The organism is Aliiruegeria sabulilitoris (assembly GCF_001558155.1).
Taxonomy (GTDB): Bacteria; Pseudomonadota; Alphaproteobacteria; order Rhodobacterales; family Rhodobacteraceae; genus Tropicimonas; species Tropicimonas sabulilitoris.
On sequence record NZ_LOAS01000002.1, the window covers coordinates 328,043 to 344,552 of the forward strand.

The 16,510-nt window shown below is 63.9% G+C and carries 15 protein-coding genes; all 15 read right to left on the reverse strand.

Annotated elements, in window-relative coordinates; all coding sequences use genetic code 11:
* Positions 1 to 27: 27 nt before the first annotated feature.
* Positions 28 to 1,059, reverse strand: a complete 1,032-nt coding sequence (gene tssG, locus AX756_RS03680; RefSeq protein WP_068308758.1) for a type VI secretion system baseplate subunit TssG — start codon at positions 1,057 to 1,059, stop codon at positions 28 to 30.
* Positions 1,023 to 2,897, reverse strand: coding sequence for a type VI secretion system baseplate subunit TssF (gene tssF, locus AX756_RS03685; protein ID WP_068308762.1), 1,875 nt, complete (start codon positions 2,895 to 2,897; stop codon positions 1,023 to 1,025). The genes tssG and tssF overlap by 37 nt, the downstream gene beginning before the upstream one ends.
* Positions 2,898 to 2,901: 4 nt before the next feature.
* Positions 2,902 to 3,399 (reverse strand): type VI secretion system baseplate subunit TssE, encoded by a 498-nt coding sequence (tssE, locus tag AX756_RS03690; protein WP_068308764.1) that lies wholly within the window; start codon positions 3,397 to 3,399, stop codon positions 2,902 to 2,904.
* Between the two features lie 3 nt (positions 3,400 to 3,402).
* Entirely contained in the window at positions 3,403 to 4,230 is an 828-nt protein-coding gene (locus tag AX756_RS03695; protein ID WP_068308766.1) for a type VI secretion system accessory protein TagJ, read from the reverse strand.
* A gap of 81 nt (positions 4,231 to 4,311) precedes the next feature.
* On the reverse strand, positions 4,312 to 4,797 hold the full coding sequence (locus AX756_RS03700; protein ID WP_068308768.1) for an Hcp family type VI secretion system effector: 486 nt from the start codon (positions 4,795 to 4,797) through the stop codon (positions 4,312 to 4,314).
* A gap of 81 nt (positions 4,798 to 4,878) precedes the next feature.
* The gene (gene tssC, locus AX756_RS03705) at positions 4,879 to 6,375 is read right to left on the reverse strand and encodes a type VI secretion system contractile sheath large subunit (RefSeq protein WP_068308769.1); all 1,497 of its coding nucleotides are present in this window, start codon (positions 6,373 to 6,375) and stop codon (positions 4,879 to 4,881) included.
* A 3-nt stretch (positions 6,376 to 6,378) separates the two neighbouring features.
* Positions 6,379 to 6,909, reverse strand: a complete 531-nt coding sequence (tssB, locus tag AX756_RS03710) for a type VI secretion system contractile sheath small subunit (RefSeq protein ID WP_156461383.1) — start codon at positions 6,907 to 6,909, stop codon at positions 6,379 to 6,381.
* 52 nt (positions 6,910 to 6,961) lie between these two features.
* Positions 6,962 to 8,038: a type VI secretion system protein TssA gene (gene tssA / locus AX756_RS03715; RefSeq protein WP_170307834.1), complete on the reverse strand. Its 1,077-nt coding sequence runs from the start codon at positions 8,036 to 8,038 to the stop codon at positions 6,962 to 6,964.
* A gap of 242 nt (positions 8,039 to 8,280) precedes the next feature.
* Complete coding sequence (cobM, locus tag AX756_RS03720) at positions 8,281 to 9,045, reverse strand: precorrin-4 C(11)-methyltransferase (protein WP_068308773.1); 765 nt, start codon at positions 9,043 to 9,045, stop codon at positions 8,281 to 8,283.
* The gene (gene cobJ / locus AX756_RS03725) at positions 9,042 to 10,856 is read right to left on the reverse strand and encodes a precorrin-3B C(17)-methyltransferase (protein ID WP_068308775.1); all 1,815 of its coding nucleotides are present in this window, start codon (positions 10,854 to 10,856) and stop codon (positions 9,042 to 9,044) included. Before cobJ ends, cobM begins: the two co-directional genes overlap by 4 nt.
* Positions 10,849 to 11,547 (reverse strand): precorrin-2 C(20)-methyltransferase, encoded by a 699-nt coding sequence (cobI, locus tag AX756_RS03730; RefSeq protein WP_068308777.1) that lies wholly within the window; start codon positions 11,545 to 11,547, stop codon positions 10,849 to 10,851. The genes cobJ and cobI overlap by 8 nt, the downstream gene beginning before the upstream one ends.
* Entirely contained in the window at positions 11,544 to 12,740 is a 1,197-nt protein-coding gene (locus AX756_RS03735; protein ID WP_068308778.1) for a bifunctional cobalt-precorrin-7 (C(5))-methyltransferase/cobalt-precorrin-6B (C(15))-methyltransferase, read from the reverse strand. The genes cobI and AX756_RS03735 overlap by 4 nt, the downstream gene beginning before the upstream one ends.
* The gene (locus AX756_RS03740; protein WP_068308779.1) at positions 12,737 to 13,378 is read right to left on the reverse strand and encodes a precorrin-8X methylmutase; all 642 of its coding nucleotides are present in this window, start codon (positions 13,376 to 13,378) and stop codon (positions 12,737 to 12,739) included. Before AX756_RS03740 ends, AX756_RS03735 begins: the two co-directional genes overlap by 4 nt.
* Positions 13,375 to 14,496 carry a sirohydrochlorin chelatase gene (locus AX756_RS03745; RefSeq protein WP_068308780.1) on the reverse strand — a complete coding sequence of 374 codons (1,122 nt, stop codon included), beginning with the start codon at positions 14,494 to 14,496 and terminating at the stop codon, positions 13,375 to 13,377. Before AX756_RS03745 ends, AX756_RS03740 begins: the two co-directional genes overlap by 4 nt.
* Before the next feature lie 377 nt (positions 14,497 to 14,873).
* A complete protein-coding gene (locus AX756_RS03750; RefSeq protein ID WP_163887285.1) occupies positions 14,874 to 16,397 on the reverse strand; it encodes a Tad domain-containing protein in 1,524 nt (507 codons plus the stop codon).
* Positions 16,398 to 16,510: the final 113 nt, after the last annotated feature.

The following is a 16,510-nucleotide window of genomic DNA, read 5'->3' on the forward strand; positions in this document are numbered from 1 at the left end:
CCTTCCCTCCAAGAACCGCGGCCCTGTTCAAGCCGCCGGTCGAATGTCCCTCTCGGGTGACACGAACAGGTCGTCCGCATCTCCCATTTCTGCCCGGTCCCCGATCCAACTTGTCAATCCGAGCTGCGTATCCGCGCCGAGTTTGGCCGGCGGTACATCCTCGGCCCGCAGCACCAGGTTCACGTCCCAATCGAGCGTGTCGCCAACATGGTTCCGCACGATGGCCGCAAGCCGCCTGAGCGACTCGCTCCCCGGCAGAAGCCGCTCATAGGCCTCCCGTGAGAGCGGGCCGAGGGTGAGACGGAACTTGGCCGAGCGCGTCCAGACCCTGCTGCCGATGGCCGTCGCCTGCCCCAGGCCCGCAGGCGCGCCCAACTGCCAGGTATCCTCCGGCTCCAGCTCCAGCCAGGAGCCGATGAATTCCTCGATATGCGCATTCGTTCCGAAGAACAGCGACAGCATGGACACCAGCGCCTCGGGCGTGCGCGGCCCCGGTGCCAGGTGGCCCGCGAAATGGCGTTTCGCCAGGTCCGGCATGGCGTCCCGGTCCCGGAGCGCACTGCCATGCAACCGCGACAGCGCCGCCACCGCGACCTCCACAGGCCCGCCCGGACCACGGTCGAAATCGGCCGCCGGCTGCCCCGTCTTCCAGGCCCGGAACAGCAGTGTCGCCGGCCGATGGGTGAGCATGTCGGCGAAGGCGACAAATGTCGGGTCGCGCTCGTTGACCAGCCGGTCACGGGCAAATTCGGTCAGGTGCAGCGGCAACGGTCCGCTCGGACCGAAAAAGCCGAAGAAGCGATTGATCAGGACAGACGGGTCTTCGCCCTCGCCTGGACGGAACTTCGTCAGGGTCGTCGGCGGGAAAGACAGCGATGGCTCCTGGCCGAAACGCATCTTGTCTTCCACCGGCCGGTGGGTTGCACCCAGCCCGCGCTTGCCCCCCCGAGCGGCGTCGAGCAGCCGCATCGCCAGGTAGATGTGGTAGTCGCCGGGGCGCTCCTGCAGCCCGGCGAACCAGTTCAGATGATCCGGCCGTGGCCCGTCTGAGGACGCCATCGCTTCAGCTCTCCTCGCTGCTGGCTGTACAAAGCTGTTTCGGTAAAGGAATTGATCGTTGCGTGACCGCGGAAGAAATTCTCCAGCACCGCGCCCAGAAGATACACAGAGACACCCTCGAAGAAGCTCTCGTCGAATTCCAGCTTCACTTCGAGCCCGCGCACGGCGGTGGAGAGGACCTCGTCCGTCATCCGCCGCACCTTGGGCGAGGAGGAGACGCGGGTCAGCCCTTCGAGCTGCCGGCGCATACCCCGGTCGCCCTCGGGCACGTAGAGCCCGACCAACTCCCGGATCGCGGCCGCTGCTGTGCCGCCCTCGCTATCGGCAATCGACAGGTAATTGAGCCCCAGATGCGAGATCAGCCGCCAGGCCGCGTCGCCATGGGCGAATGACGGGCGCGGGCGCGTGGGAGAGACCGGGGTGGTTATCATGCCCACCGGCCCCCCTTCGGGAAGGTGGAAGATATCCGGCGCCCCCGTCGTCAGCAGCATGGGCAAGTCGCGGTTGGTCACCATCGCCTTGACTGCAAGCTGGCTCACTTCGGATTTATACGGCGCGTTGTCGCCATCCACGAGCGAGACGAAGGTTTCCGAGCCGAGGTAATTCGTCCGGCCGCCGCGCAGCCGCTCGCGCTCCGTGCGCTGACGCATCTTGCGCCGGATCGTATAGAAACAACGCCCGCCCTCGCCCAGCGGCGTCAGGTCGTCGACCGAGTAGAAGGGTTGGAACGGAACATCCAACTCCCCCTCGGTGCCGATCGCGGTGACGCTTTCCAGCGAATAGACCTCGTAGTCGAGCGGCGCGGTCCGGTCGACCACGATATGCTGCTCGAAATCCTGGTTGACGACATGCACCCGGTCGCAGCGCTTGTGAAACAGGTTCACCGCCGGCACGCAGTTGAGCTTGAAGGCTTCGGGCCGCACCGTGGGCGCAATCTCCGGCATCCCGTCGCGCAGCAGGATGTAGAGATCCACCTGCGCATCGGCGGTCTGCAGGATGGCTCGCGACAGCCCCGTCGCCTCGACGAAGAAGAATCGCTCCGGCATGGCGAAATATTCCTGCAGCAGCCGGTAGCCGTCGAAGCTGCGCCGCGGGGTCGGCAACAACGCCTCGCCGCGCGAAAACCCACGGTGGCGCAACTCGCCCGGCAGCGGTTCCACCCAATCGGCGCGCCGGTCGGTCGAGCGCGCCGCCAGGCCCAGCGTTTCGGTGCACAGCAATTCCAGAAGCTTCCAGCCCGGCGCCCCCTGCCCGCCGACAAAAAAGGTCAGCGCATCGAGCGACAATTCGTTGAGCGGGCTGCCATCGGGCCGACGTATCCGCAGCCGGATCGCGGCGCGCGCTTCGGTGTTGCAGTCGACCTGCGCGGCCAGAACATCGGCCCGGCTCTCGATATATTCAGCCTCGGAAATCTCCACCGGCCAGAGTTGCAGGTCCATCCCGGTGCGATAGACGCAAGGCACCGTGGAGCCATCGGGCGAGCTGGAGCGCAGGGCCGTTCCACGCTCCACGACATAGCCATCGGTCAGCACGGTGTTATCGAGATCCGGATGAAGCTGCGCGACCATCATCGAAGGCGTGGGCGCGAGGTAATGCGGATAGACCAGCTCCAGAAGGTGGCTGGTGAATTGCGGATATTGCAGTTCCAGTTCGAGCTGGACGCGCGCCGAGAGGAAGGCGGAGCCCTCCAGGATGCGCTCGACGTAAGGGTCCTGAACGTCGAGCCCGTCCATGCCCAGCCGCGCGGCGATCTTGGGGTAGGTTTCAGCGAAATCCGCGCCCATCTCCCGCAAATAGGCCAACTCGGCTTCGTAATGGCGCAGCAGCCTTGTATCCATCCGCTCAGCCTTCCTGTTCCAGGGTCAGATGGCCGGTCATCAGATCGATCTCGGAGCGCAGATAAAGCTCCATCGGCAGAGGCTGTGCCCACATATCCCCGTGGATATCGAAGAAGACGGACATGTTCGTGGCGCTTTCCTCGTCCCGCAGCAGCACTTCGAGCGATTCCGGCCGTAGCCGCGGCTCGAACTCCCGCACGGCCTGCACGATGGCTTGCCGGATGTTCTCGACCCGCCGCTGTGTGGTGCTTCCCCCCGCAACGGGTTTGACACCGTAATTCAGCACCGATCTGGACGCATGGGGATACTTCTTGCGGTCAATGAAACTCTCGTTGTTGGTCGTGTTCAGCAGCCAGGCCAGGTCGCGCTTCAGGATCTCGCGCAGTTTGCGCACATCGATCACCCGCGTGTCCCGCGATTCCGACCGGTCGTCGGGGGCATTATCCGTCAGCCGGTCGAGCAGGGACGGCTGAAGCCGGTCATCAATGGTCTTGTCGGCCATGGATCAGCCCCCGGATTGGGGCTCGGAAGCCTCCTCAGAGCCTTCAAACCGCAGGTTTCGCAGATCCATAAGGGCTACATCTTCGCCATCGGTCGCCAGCAGACGTTGGCCGCGGCCGATAAAGGTCTCCGCGCCCGCATCCGTCCATGTCGTCATCCGGGCCAGCATTTCGGCCCCTTGCCCCGCTTCGGTCGTTCCGGGATAGCGGGTGGGAATGAACGCCGTGACAGTGCCACCGTTGCGCAACGTGATCCGCGCGCCCGTCCAGACCGCGTCGCGCAGGTCGGTCGGCTCATCGATGTGCATTTCCTGTATCGCGGCAAACGGCATCCAGAAATACCGGCCATTCACCACGGCTTCCAGAACCGGACCAAGGCGCATATCTGCGTCGGCGATCCATTCGAAGGCCTTGCCATTTACCTCGCCGGCGATGGCCGGCGCCGTTTCGAAGGCCTGCGAACGCAGCTCGGCTGCCTGCTCCGCCTTGCCGGCGGCAAGCAGCTTGAGCGCCTCCATCAACAGCGCAATCCAGCTATTGGGCTCTCCGAAGACGAGCGGCTCGCGCTCTCCGACAAAAACCTTCTCGCGGAAGACCTCGCAGCGGATCACCTCGCGATAGGCCTGCGCCATTTCCAGCGCGTCTTCGTCCATGGTGGCGGAGAGCTTCAGCTGATTGATCGCCCGTTTCCAGTCGCCCAACACACAGAGCAGCTGGAACAGGAAGATCCTCAGCTTCGGGTCGGCAGGATTGGCACGCACGGCATCCTGCAACTCTTCAAGAGCCCCGTTCAGGTCATTGGCAAGCAGAAGCTCATGGGCACGGCTTTGCACGGGGGTCTCCAATCTTCAGGTCGTTCAGGTCGAGATGCACCACCGGAGAAAGCTCCGGTGGTGCAATTCTTGCATGAAGTCTTAGACTTGCACGTTCTCGGCAATGTTCCAGCCGTAGTCCTTCTCGTCGACAACGTCGCCTTGCGGACCCTGCTGCTTGTAGTTCACTTCAACCTGGCGGAAGTTCAGCGTCACGTTCTCGGTCAGACGATCTTCGCCCCCGGAACCACCGGTCGAAACGGACGTGATCAGAACATCGGTCATGGTGATGACGATATATTCCACCGGATCCTTACCGGCCTTGCGGACCGTCAGGACGGCTTTGCTGAAGTGATCGCCGTTGGAGCAGTACAGCATCAGGACAGGAGACGACCTGTCGACCCATTTGGTCACGGAAAGGTCCTGGAAGTTCGCCTTGCCGGCCCCGCCGCCGCCGCCAACGTGGAAGGTACCGGACTGGGACATACCCCAGGACCAGGCCAGAACGTCGATTTCATCCGCGTGTACGTGGTCTTGAGATTCACCTTCAATCTCACCCTCGATGTCGAGGAACATGTCAACAGCCATAGTGCTTTCTCCTTAAATAATCCGGCGGTCTTTCCGCCTTTGAGAATGATCGGGCGCCGGCCGAAGGCGCCCGGTCCGCGATCACAGTCCCTTTTCAGACGGCAGTTTGGCTACCAACCGGAGCGACACGGTAAGTCCCTCAAGCTGGTAGTGCGGTCGAAGGAAAAACTGCGAGGTGTAATATCCCGGATTTCCCTCAACCTCTTCCACTCTCACCTCGGCCGCCGTGAGTGGCTTTCTCGCCTTGGTCTCTTCGGTGGAGTGCGCCGCGTTATAGTCCACGTACTCGTTGATCCACTTCTTCAGCCACTTCTCCATGTCGTCCCGGCTCTTAAAGGAGCCGATCTTGTCGTGGACCATTTTCTTCAGGTAGTGCGCGAAGCGGCAGGTCGCGAAGAGGTAGGGCAGGCGCGCGGCGAGATTGGCATTCGCCGTCGCATCCGGATCGTCGTATTCAGCCGGCTTGTGCAGAGACTGCGCGCCGATGAATGCGGCGAGATCCGAATTCTTGCGGTGGATAAGGGCCAGCATGCCGTTCTTGGAAAGCTCGGCTTCCCGGCGCTCCGGGATCGAGATTTCGGTCGGGCATTTCAGGTCGACGCCACCGTCCGCCGTCGGGAAGGTATGGGTCGGCAAGCCTTCCACGACCCCGCCCGATTCCACGCCACGGATGCGCGAGCACCAGCCATAGAGCTTGAAGGACCGGGTGATGTTGGCCGCCATCGCATAGGCCGAGTTGGCCCAGCTGAAATACTCGGATTCAGCGTTGCCGGTTTCTTCCTCGAAGGAGAACTCATCCACCGGGTCACCCTTGGCGCCATAGGGCTGGCGAGCAAGAAAACGCGGCATGGTGAGGCCAAGATACTTGGAATCCTCGCTGTCGCGCAGGCTGCGCCAGGCGGCATATTCCGGCGTCTGGAAGATCTTGGTCAGATCGCGCGGATTGCTGAGTTCCTGCCAGCTTTCGAACTGCATCAGCGAGGGATCGGCCCCGGTGATGAAGGGCGCATGGATCGCCGCCGAAATCTTGGCCATCTCGCCCAGCAGCTCGACATCGGGCGGGCTGTGGTTGAAGTGGTAGTCGCCAACGAGACAGCCATAGGGCTCGCCACCGAAGACGCCGTATTCTTCCTCGTAGAGCTTCTTGAAGATCGGCGACTGGTCCCAGGCGGTGCCCTTGTAGCGCCGCAGGGTCCTGTGCAGATCCTTCTTGGAGATGTTCATCACCCGGATTTTCAACATCTCGTCGGATTCGGTGTTGTTCACCAGGTGATGCAGACCGCGCCAGGCACTTTCGAGCTTCTGGTATTCCTCGTGGTGGATGATCTTGTTGATCTGCTGGGTCAGTTTCTGATCGATCTCGGCGATGATCGACTCCAGCGATTCCAGAACGTCGTCCGAAATCGTCGCGGTGCTTTCGAGCGCCTGCTGGGCAAGCGTCTTTACCGCGCTTTCCACGGCCGCCTTGGCCGTATCCGTACGGGGGCGGAATTCCTGCTGCAGGAGCGCGGCGAAATCGGATTCCGTGGTTTGTGTGGCCTGTGCACCGGCCGCGGATTCGAGGGCTTCTTCTGCCATGGCTTATTCCTTCCCCTCACTGTCGCCACTATCGCCTTCTTCGCTCGGAGCAGCCTGTGCCGCGAGCGACTTCATCAGCGCCGGATCGGCCATGACCTTGGCCATCAGATTCTCTGCGCCAGGTTTGCCATCCATGTAGGTCATCAGATTGGACAGCTCCTTGCGAGCTTCGAGCAGCTGCCGGAGCGGTGCAACCTTCTCGGCGACGGCGGCTGGCGAGAAATCTTCCATGCTCTCGAAGGTCAGATCGACCGACAGGTTGCCCTCTCCGGTCAGCGTGTTCGGAACGGAGAACGCCGCGCGCGGCTTCATCGCCTTCATGCGGCTGTCGAAATTGTCCACGTCGATCTCGAGGAACTTGCGGTCGGCAACGCCGGGCTGTTCAACCTCGGACTTGCCGGCGAGGTCGGCCATCACGCCCATGACGAATGGCAATTGGACCTTTTTCTGTGCGCCATAGAGTTCCACGTCATATTCGATCTGGACCCTTGGCGCGCGGTTTCGACCAAGAAACTTCTGTGAGCTGGACATCAGATTCTCCCTTCATTTCGGTCAGCCTCCGGCAATGGCCGACCTTGTTGTTTTTTTAGCCTTTCTTTCCGCCTTTTTCGGCTTTTGGATCGGCCTTCTCGTCCGTCTCCAGGCCACCAACCAGCCGGACATGGTCCAGCCCGAGTGGCGCGAGGTCGTTGACGATGGTAATAAAATCGGCGCCCACCAAACGGCGCGCGCGCTTCAACAGGATTGGCACCGGGTTGGAAGGTTCATAACGGGCGTAATACTCGATAATTCTGTCTATGGCCGCGAGCACGTCGCGGTCGTTCATGATCGCTCCGGGCGGGCCACCGGAGCCGCTGGGGCGTCCGGCGAGCGCGGCCACTTCGGGCTGCTCCTCTGCTTCGGGCGCGGCCTCGACATCCATTCCGGTTTCTGCCGAGAGGATCGACAGGATACGCGCAAGGGTCTTGCCCGCTTCGCCCAGATCCGGCCCCAGGCTTCCGATTTTCTCATCAAACTTCGCCTCGATCGCGGCAATATCCTCCGACGCCTGGCGGACAGCGTCGATAATCCCTTGCATCACCGCTTCGTCGGTATCCCTGAACGCCGCCGAGAACCCGGCAGAATCGGGAAGGTGCTCGTCGTCATGCGGGTCGATCTCGCCGTCGAGGATCATCTTGTGGCGCAGGCACATCCGACCGAAATTGTTGCTATCGGTCATGTTGGCGAGGCGGAGCGCATGGATCACTGTTTCCGGCGCTGCCAGCCCACGCACCGCGTTCACGCGCATGGTCGGGTCGCCGTCATCTTCGTCCAGCTGCGGGTGGAACGTGTCCCAGAACTCGGTCACGCATCCGCGGATGTAGCTGGTCGCCTCTGCAAAGCCCACGAAGCCGTTTCGACGCAATTGCGCATGCGCCAGATGGATCGCGGCCCGCACATCGTGACTGCGCTCCAGAACCGCCCGCGCTTTCTGGATCACATCGGCGTAGTCGGGTTCTTCCGCAGCGACGATTTCCGAGCCCATCTGGCGCTCCTGTCCGGGCTGCGCCGCAATCTCCAATTCAGTAAAAACCGACTCATATTCGAGGTTTTCACCGCTTGGGGACTCTTCTCCCAAACTGACCAGTTCCAAAGCCAAGTTTTCAATCTCCCTAGGGCACAATCGACGAAATAATGCCGCTGCGCCTAACGTTACGGTAACAGAACCTTCGTACAAATCTACGATTCATTTCTCCCGCGCGACATTTTCCATATCTGGAAAGGGCCGGAACCAAAGGGGCCGGTCGTTGCACGGGCTCGCACAGAAAGAAAATTACGTCATTGACGTGACTGGCGCCCAGTCCTCGGGAGGTGTCGCGCGTCGCCCGGATCCGGCCGGGCGCGAGACCACCCGGCCGATCGATGTCAGCTCTTCGGCTTCGGGCGCAAGACGTGCGGAATTTCCGGGTCGTAGAGCGCCGAATCCGGAAAATCATGGTCCTCGAACACGCGCCCCACGAAGACAAGCGCGGTGCGGGTGAGCTTTTCGGCGCGCACCTTGTCGCGGATATCCGACAGCGTGCCACGAATGTACATCTCGTCCGGCCAGCCGACGCGATAGGCGACGATCACCGGGCAATCCGGCCCGTAGATCGGCGACAATTGGCGCTCGATTTCCAGCAGGTTGCGCACGGAGAGGTGGATGGCCAGCGTCGCGCGCGAGGCGCCCAGCGTAGCCAGGTCCTCGCCCTCGGGCATGCCGGTGGATTTCATCGAGGTCCGGGTCAGTACCACGCTCTGCGCGACTTCCGGCACGGTCAGTTCCTGCCCCATGCCAGCGGCGGCGGCGCAATAGGCGGGCACGCCGGGGGTGATGTCATAGGGGATGCCGAGCGCGCGCAGGCGGCGGACCTGCTCGGCGATGGCGCCATAGAGCGAGGGGTCGCCGGAATGGACGCGGGCGACGTCTTCGCCGCGCTCATGGGCGGCGGCGATCTCGTCGATGATCTCATCGAGCGCCAGCGGCGCGGTGTCGATCACCCGCGCACCCTCCGGAGCGCCGGCCACGACCTCTGCCGGCACCAGCGAGCCGGCATAGAGACAGACCGGGCAGGAGCCGATCAGCCGCTGCGCCTTGAGCGTGAGCAATTCCGGGTCGCCCGGGCCTGCGCCGATAAAGTGAACCGTCATGCCGTTTCTCCGTCGATCCGCTTGGCATAGCCGCGCGGGGTGTAGATCCATGCGCCATTCGCGCCGGCGGAAATATCGCCGCTGGTGATGCGCCGCGAGGCGGAAGAGCCGATAAGGACGATGGTCATCATGTCGACCTCGTCCACCTCCAGTTGATCAAGCCGCCGCAAGGTTAGCCGCTCCTCCGGTCGCCCGAGCGAGGTCGCCAGCAGGACCGGCGTATCGGCCGGGCGGTGCTTGAGCAGGATCTCGCGCGCTTCGGCCAGAAGCGTCCGGCGACGGCGCGAGACCGGGTTGTAAAAAGCGATGACGAAATCGCCCTCGGCCGCGGCGTGTAGCCGTTTCACGATGGTCTCTCGCGGGGTCAGCAGGTCCGAGAGCGAGATCGCGCAGAAATCATGCCCGAGCAGCGCGCCCGCCCGTGCCGACGCCGCCTGAAGCGCCGAGATTCCGGGCACATGGGTCAGCGCCACGCGCCGCGCTGCGGCGGACACACCGCCCGCGCTTTCGTCACGGTCCAGAAGCTCCATGACGAGCGCACCCATGGCAAAGATACCGCCATCGCCGGAGCAGATCAGCGCCACCTTGCGCCCCTCGCCCGCGGCTTCCAGCGCGTAGCGGCAGCGTGCTTCCTCTTCGCCCAGAGCGAAATCGCGGCGCATCCGGCCGCGCGCCTCACGCCCCAGAAGGTCGATATAGAAGCCGTACCCCACAAGCTCGTCGGCCTCGGCAATCAGGCGCGTCGCCTCGGGCGTGCGCCATTCCTGCTGCCCCGGCCCGATGCCGATGACGGAGAGTTGGCCCCGCGGCGTCCCCGCCTCGCCGCCTGCCCCAAGCCGGCTGATGGCACAGGTCGCATCTGCCGACTTCACCTTGTCCACGATCAGAAAGCCATCCGGCCCGGCGGCGGCAAGCGCTGCCCCCTCGGCGACGCCGTGGCAGCCGACTTCGGCAAAAACCACCTCGGAGGGATTTGCCAGCCGCGGCGCCTCCGCTTCCAGCCGTTCGGCGGGATGAAACCGCGCCGGTACATCCAGATGCGCGGCGAGCGCGTGGATGGCGGCCTCGTCCGACTTGAGATCGATAGAATGAATGGCCGCAATTTCGCCCGCAGCCACCCCCGCCTGGGCAAGTGTCTGGCCGACCAATCCGATCAGTTGATCCGGGTCACAGCCGCGCGCGCAGCCAACGCCCAGCACGACCGAACGCTGGCGGTAGATCAGCGGCGCAGCGCCGGGCACGCTCAGAACGAGCGGTGCTTCCGGGTCGGCCGGCAGCCGTTCCACCGCACCGCTGTCTTCCAGCGGCGCGAGCCAGGCGGCCTCAGGCCCCGACAGGCGCCCCTTCTTGCCCGACAGCAACGCGGACATCACGGATTTGGCGTCTTCAGGGTTCTCCAGCTTCCAGCCTTCGGGCGGCTCGTCCAGCGCCACGCCGAGCGTGACATCGCCCGCCGTTGTAACAGCCGCCTCGCCGCCGATCACCTCGGCGATCCGGCGTGCCAGCGCGTTCGCCCCACGGTGCCCTCCGAGGAGCGGCACCACGGCGGAACCATCCTCGGCCACGGCCAGGACCGGCGGCTCCTTGCGCTTGTCGCCCAAGAGCGGGGCAAGGATGCGGATCAGGATCCCGGCGGAGGCGATGCCGATCACTGGGTGCCCGGCCTGAAACAGCGCGCTCAGATGCGGCGCGGCCGCGTCGAAATCGGTCCCACGAATGTCCAGACGGGCACCAAGCGCCTCGGCGATGTTGCGCCCGAGCGGCTCGGCCGTCGGCAACAGGCAGAGAACAACCGGGGAAAGCTCAGACATGCGCGTCCCTTCCCGGCACGAGGATCATCGAGAAATAGGGCGCCTTCTCCGGGGCCTCGGCCAGCGGGCAGACGACCTGTTGCGGCAGCGAGGCATGGGAGACGAAGACAGCGCGTTCGGCCATGCCGAGACGTTCCAGAACGGCGCGGGTGCGCGCGAAATGGCGGCCGATTTTCATGATCGCGGCGGCATTGGCCTCGCGCAGATGCTTCTCCAGTTCGGCTTCCTCCAACGTCGCCGGGACAACGGTCAAAACCTCGTCTCGGGCAATCAGTGGCTGGCGGGCAACGGCCGTCACCGCACCGAGCGAGGAGACGCCGGGCACTATTTCGGTCGGAAAGCGCTCGGCGAGACGCGAAAAGAGATACATGAAGGAGCCGTAGAAGAACGGGTCGCCTTCGCAGAGCACGACCACGTCCTCGCCGGCCTCCAGCGCCGCGGCGATGGTCTCGGCTGCGGCGTCATAGACATCCTGCGCAGGAAAACGCTCGACCCGCATCGGGATGACGATCGGGATCTCGCGGGCGCCTTCGGGGATGTAGTCGGCCACGATGGCGCGGGCAAAGCTATCGCCGCTATCTGGGGCCGGATAGGCCACCACGCCCGCCGCGCTCAGCAGGCGATGCGCCTTCAGCGTCAGCAATTCCGGGTCGCCGGGGCCAACGCCTAGGCCATAGAGGGTTCCGCTCATTTGGTGAGACTCCATTGGGTTACGGGCATCGCCGGCTTCCAACCGTGCATCTTGCCGACGGGCGTGGCACGGGAGACCGCGATGCGGATGAGGGAGCCGCCGTGGCGCGCATGCAGCGCGGCGAGGATGGCTTCGGATTCAAGCGTGACGGCGTTGGCCACGAGCCGGCCATGCGCTGGCAGGGCATCGAGGGCGGCGCGGGCCACCTCCTGGGAGAGGCCGCCGCCGATGAAGATGGCGTCGGGTTTGGGCAGGTCGGCCAGGGCTTCGGGCACACGCCCCACCTTGAAGTCCAGCCGGGGTGCGCCGAGTCGGACGGAATTGGCCGCGGCCATGGCGAGCCGGTCGCGCGATGTGTCGATGCCGACGGCCCGCATGTCGCGCGCGGAACGCATCCATTCGATCGCCACCGATCCACACCCGACGCCGATATCCCACAGCATCTGCCCCCGCCGCGGTGCGAGCGCCGAAAGGGTCAGCGCGCGGATCTCGCGCTTGGTCATCTTGCCATCATGGATGAAGAGATCGTCGGCCAAGCCGGTGCGCGGCGGGATGCTCGTGCCGTCTTCCCCGATGCATTCGACGGCGAGAAGATGAAAATCCGGCGCTTGCGCGGACCAGTCCGCCGCTGTCCCCTCGATCCGGCATTCGTCGGGGCCGCCCATAGCACCCAGAACCGTCAGGCGGCTGGCGCCCAGCCCGCATTCGACAAGCAGGCTGGAGATCTTGGCTGGCGTACCAGCATCCTGCGTCAGCAGCAGCAGCCGCTGCCCATGCCCGAAAAACGGGATCGCCTGTTCGGCGGGGCGGCCGTGGACGGTGAGTGTTTCCACGTCGGCCAGCGACCATTTCATCCGTACGGCGGCGAGTTGGAAGGCGGATAGCTGCGGGTGAAAGAGTACCGCCTCCGGGCCGAAGCGGCGCAGGAAGAGCGCGCCGGCGGAATACCAGAGCGGATCGCCCGTCACCAGCACGGCCACCTTACGCCCGCGCCACCCCTCCAACTCATCGGCCAGTTCGCGGAAGGGCGACGGCCACTCCACGCGCTGTGCCGGCAAATGTGCCACGAGTTGGTGATGGCGCGCACCGCCGACAATGATCTCTGCCGCTTCGAGCCGGGCACGGGCCGAAGGAGCAAGGCCGTCCCAGCCGTCCTCGCCGATGCCGATCACGTCCAGCCAGGGTTGGTTCATGTTCCGTCTCCCTTCAGGCCCAGCGTCAGAGCATTCACCGCCGCCGCCGCCATGGCCGAGCCGCCGCGGCGACCGAGCAGGGTGACGAAGGGGACGCCATGGGGAAGCTCATGGAGCGCCTGCTTGCTTTCGGCGGCACCGACGAAGCCGACGGGGAAGCCAAGGATCAATGCCGGTTTCGGCCATCCGTCTTCCAACCGTTCCAGCAGGTGGAACAACGCGGTGGGAGCATTGCCGATGGCGACGATACTGCCCTCCAGCCGATCCTTCCACAGCTCGACGGCGGCAGCGGACCGGGTGGTGCCGAGTTCCCGGGCGAGGTCCGGCACGGAGGGGGCATTCAGCGTGACGACAGTTTGGACGCCGTCAGGAAGCGCGCGGGCGATGATGCCACGCCCGACCATCTCGGCATCGCAGAAGATCGGGGCACCGGCCTGCAGTGCCGCGCGCCCGACCTCAACGGCCTGCGGCGCAAAGCGCAGATCGTCCAGCGCATCCACCATCCCGCAGGAATGGATCACACGGACGGCCAGCGGACGGATCTGTTCGGGCAACGCCGCCAGGTCCGCCTCTTTCTCGATGGTCGCGAAGCTCTGGGCGTAGATCGCCTTGGGATCGCGCTCGTAGTCCAGCGTCATTCGCTCTTCAGATGCTTGCGCACGCTTTCCGGGCCCATCGGGTGGTCGGCGTGGGGATAGGGCGGGTGGTGGTGATCGTGCGAATGGCCATGATCATGGTGGTGCCCGTGATCATGGTCGTGGCCGTGATCATGATCGTGATGATGGTGGTGATCATGCCCGGCATCGAGGCGGCAGGCGCCGGTGCAGAACGTGTCGCACAGCGCGCAATCCTCGACATTGGAGCCTGGCGCGCTTGCCCCCTGCCCTTCGACGTGGTGGTGGTGGCTCTCCTGCGGGGCACCGACCTCTGCCTCGAAGCCGAGCACCTGCGTGCGGTATTTGCACAGCCCGCAATTCATGTCGTTCTTGCCTTCGAGGATCTCGGTGATCCGTTCGGCAAAGGTTGCCAGCACCAGCGGGTGGTCGTTCAGGTAATCGGCCTTGACCCACTGTGCTTGTGGATTGGCCGCTGCCACCATATCGGTGAAGCCATAGATGCGGTCGATCAGCACCCCGGTGAACAGGAAATACGGGAACACGACATAGCGTTTGAAACCGAGCTTTGCGGCCTGTTCCAGCGCCGGTTCAACCAGCGGGAAGGTGACGCCGGAATAGCCGACCTCGCACCAGCCGAAGCCCATGCCTTCCCACAGCATCCGCGCGATTTTGGACACGTTGGCATTGGCGTCCGGATCCGACGCACCCCGGCCGATCACGACAAGACAGGTTTCGTGCAGCGGCACCTCGCCCTGCTCGGCATCGGCCTTGGCAACGGCGGCCTTTACCCGCTCGGCGGCGGCGGCGATCATCTTGGCATCGACGCCCAGATCGCGGCCGTAATCGACCTTGATCCCGTGTTCCGCACCATAAGCGTTCAGCACCGAGGGAATGTCGTTCTTGGCATGCATCGCGGCAAAGAGCATCCCGGGCACGGCAAGGATGCGCTCGCAGCCCGCTTCGCGCAGGTTATCCAGCCCGACCCGGATCACCGGGTTGGCAAATTCCAGGTAGCCATAATCGACCATCCAGTCCTCGGGCAGCAGCGCCGGCAGCTTCTGCGCCAGAACGGCGAATTCATCCACCGCCGCCTGAGACCGCGAGCCGTGCCCGCAAAGCATTACACCGATCTTGCTCATGCGCGGGTCTCCCCACGAAGGGTCGTCTGGACAGCTTGCATGGTCTGGCTCCTTCGCTTGCCTGGCCTTGGGCAATACGGGGCCATCGCAAGCGCTGCAAGCGCTCGCCCGGACGACGATCGGTCGCTCCCCCGGTGTGGGTCGGAGCTTCCTTTCTCCCGTTCAGCCTTTCGGCATCGTCGCGCAGTGCGTAGCAGCGCGCCGGAAGCACGGCAAGGCACCTCGCCCGCAAGCGCGGCGCGACATGTTCGAGCACCGGACCGGATTGAGGGGGTTGGCGCCCCGGAGCGTTTCGGAGAAAGCGGGATCGCCTTTCGTAGCGGCGCGCGAAGGCAAAGCGCGTCACGCGATGCCTGAAGATCTCCGCGGGCGCCTGCTTATTCGGATGCGATCACGTAGCGGATCGCTTCGATGCCGGAATTCAGCGAGTCGGGCTCGTCGCCGCAAGCCTCCCAGGTTCCCTGCGCGGAGATATGCATCTCGCCACCGACATGGAAGCTGGTCCCCAGCTTGCTCGCCTGGCTCGACGTGCCCGAGGCAAGATGCGCATCGCCCGCAATGTAGAAATCCACGTTGTTGGTTTCCACGCCGGCGGGCACGCTGAAATCGCCCTGTGTCATGACGACGACCTTTTCGGTCGACGGGCAGGTCAACAGGTTCGACCCGATCCTGGCCTTGGCAAAGGCGCTGATCGACTGGTTGGATGTCGAGGTCGTGATCACGACGGAGTTGGTGATATAGGCTTCCTTGCCGAACTTGATCTGGCAATCGGTGACCACGGCTATATCGGACATGGCAGTGCCCGAGCCGGTCTCCATGGACAGCGTCTTGACGTTTCCGGTGCTGGTGGAACAGTCCTTCTTCTTGCTGTTGCCATTGCAGTCGGAACTCGCCCCCGTCGGGCTCAATGCACCATCGGCATCCAGTTCGGAGTCGCAATACACCGCGTAGACCAACCCGGAGGGAACGCGGTCGAGGCTCTCGAAATCGCCGGCGGCGATGGAGATGATCGAACCCTTGCCAATCTTGTTGGCCTGATAGCCCAGATCCGTCAGCGGGCTCATATCCGTGTCGAGCACCACGGAATCGACGAAATCATCCGCGGGCTCGTAGTCGTCACTCAGCCCGAGCAGGGAATTCATGACGGTATTGATATGCGTGGAGACATCCGTGAGCAGCAGGTTGCCCTCGAACAGGGCATCCTCGACCCCGGGATTGTGGTCGTCGGTGCATTTCGAGCAATCATCCGTGTCCGGCATGCCGATGCTGGAGCCGGTTATGAACTCGTTATGATTGGAAAGCTCGACCGAATCCTTGGAGTAGATGCAGAAACCGCTGCCGACTTCGAGATGCGAGGTGATCTTGATCTCGCCTTGCACATAGATGCCGTCATTGCCGGCACAGCTGTCGATTTCGCCGAAATGCGCCGCGCTGTTCGCGATGATGTTCCACGAATCCAGCCCGACGAAGTCCAGCAGGAAGGTCGGAACGGCATTACCGAGCCGCGATGTACGCCCGAGCGACACGTAAACGGCATCGTTCATCGAGGTCAGCCCCTCGGAGACGACGCCGTCTTCGTAGGTGCCGATAGTGACAGTTTCCGACGAGGTGCCGAGGGAATTGCCGAACAGGTCCACGGGCATGTTCGCCTCGACAATCTCCGCCACGCGCTCCCGGACCTGCTGGTCCGAACCACCGTTATACAGCTCGACCACGCCGGCATGCGCGGCGATATCGGCGGTTGTCTGCAATTGCTCGCGCGCGCGCAGACCGTTCGTGCCGTCGATCGCCAAACCGGCCACAACCGCGCAGATAAGGAAAATGAACAGGCTCCAGGCGCCGGCTCCGCCGTATTCTTCAACCGCCAGGTGTCGCCCGCCTGACACAATACCCTTTAACATCCAGCACTCCATTACTGCGCCAGCGCTTCCCCCGACAAGGCCGTTGGCAAGCCCCCCCTCTCCCCCGAAAGAGGTGCACGCGGTCGCCCGTCACGAAAGACCGTGGCAACGGT

What these genes read in the sequence shown, in the direction of transcription:
- tssE (WP_068308764.1), bottom strand. Translation starts at nt 3,399, where the DNA reads ATGGCCGACAAGACCATTGATGACCGGCTTCAGCCGTCCCTGCTCGAC.
- cobM (WP_068308773.1), bottom strand. Translation starts at nt 9,045, where the DNA reads ATGACGGTTCACTTTATCGGCGCAGGCCCGGGCGACCCGGAATTGCTC.
- AX756_RS03735 (WP_068308778.1), bottom strand. Translation starts at nt 12,740, where the DNA reads ATGAACCAACCCTGGCTGGACGTGATCGGCATCGGCGAGGACGGCTGG.
- tssC (WP_068308769.1), bottom strand. Translation starts at nt 6,375, where the DNA reads ATGGCAGAAGAAGCCCTCGAATCCGCGGCCGGTGCACAGGCCACACAA.
- tssF (WP_068308762.1), bottom strand. Translation starts at nt 2,897, where the DNA reads ATGGATACAAGGCTGCTGCGCCATTACGAAGCCGAGTTGGCCTATTTG.
- AX756_RS03740 (WP_068308779.1), bottom strand. Translation starts at nt 13,378, where the DNA reads ATGACGCTGGACTACGAGCGCGATCCCAAGGCGATCTACGCCCAGAGC.
- AX756_RS03750 (WP_163887285.1), bottom strand. Translation starts at nt 16,397, where the DNA reads ATGTTAAAGGGTATTGTGTCAGGCGGGCGACACCTGGCGGTTGAAGAA.
- AX756_RS03700 (WP_068308768.1), bottom strand. Translation starts at nt 4,797, where the DNA reads ATGGCTGTTGACATGTTCCTCGACATCGAGGGTGAGATTGAAGGTGAA.
- cobJ (WP_068308775.1), bottom strand. Translation starts at nt 10,856, where the DNA reads ATGTCTGAGCTTTCCCCGGTTGTTCTCTGCCTGTTGCCGACGGCCGAG.
- AX756_RS03745 (WP_068308780.1), bottom strand. Translation starts at nt 14,496, where the DNA reads ATGAGCAAGATCGGTGTAATGCTTTGCGGGCACGGCTCGCGGTCTCAG.
- cobI (WP_068308777.1), bottom strand. Translation starts at nt 11,547, where the DNA reads ATGAGCGGAACCCTCTATGGCCTAGGCGTTGGCCCCGGCGACCCGGAA.
- tssG (WP_068308758.1), bottom strand. Translation starts at nt 1,059, where the DNA reads ATGGCGTCCTCAGACGGGCCACGGCCGGATCATCTGAACTGGTTCGCC.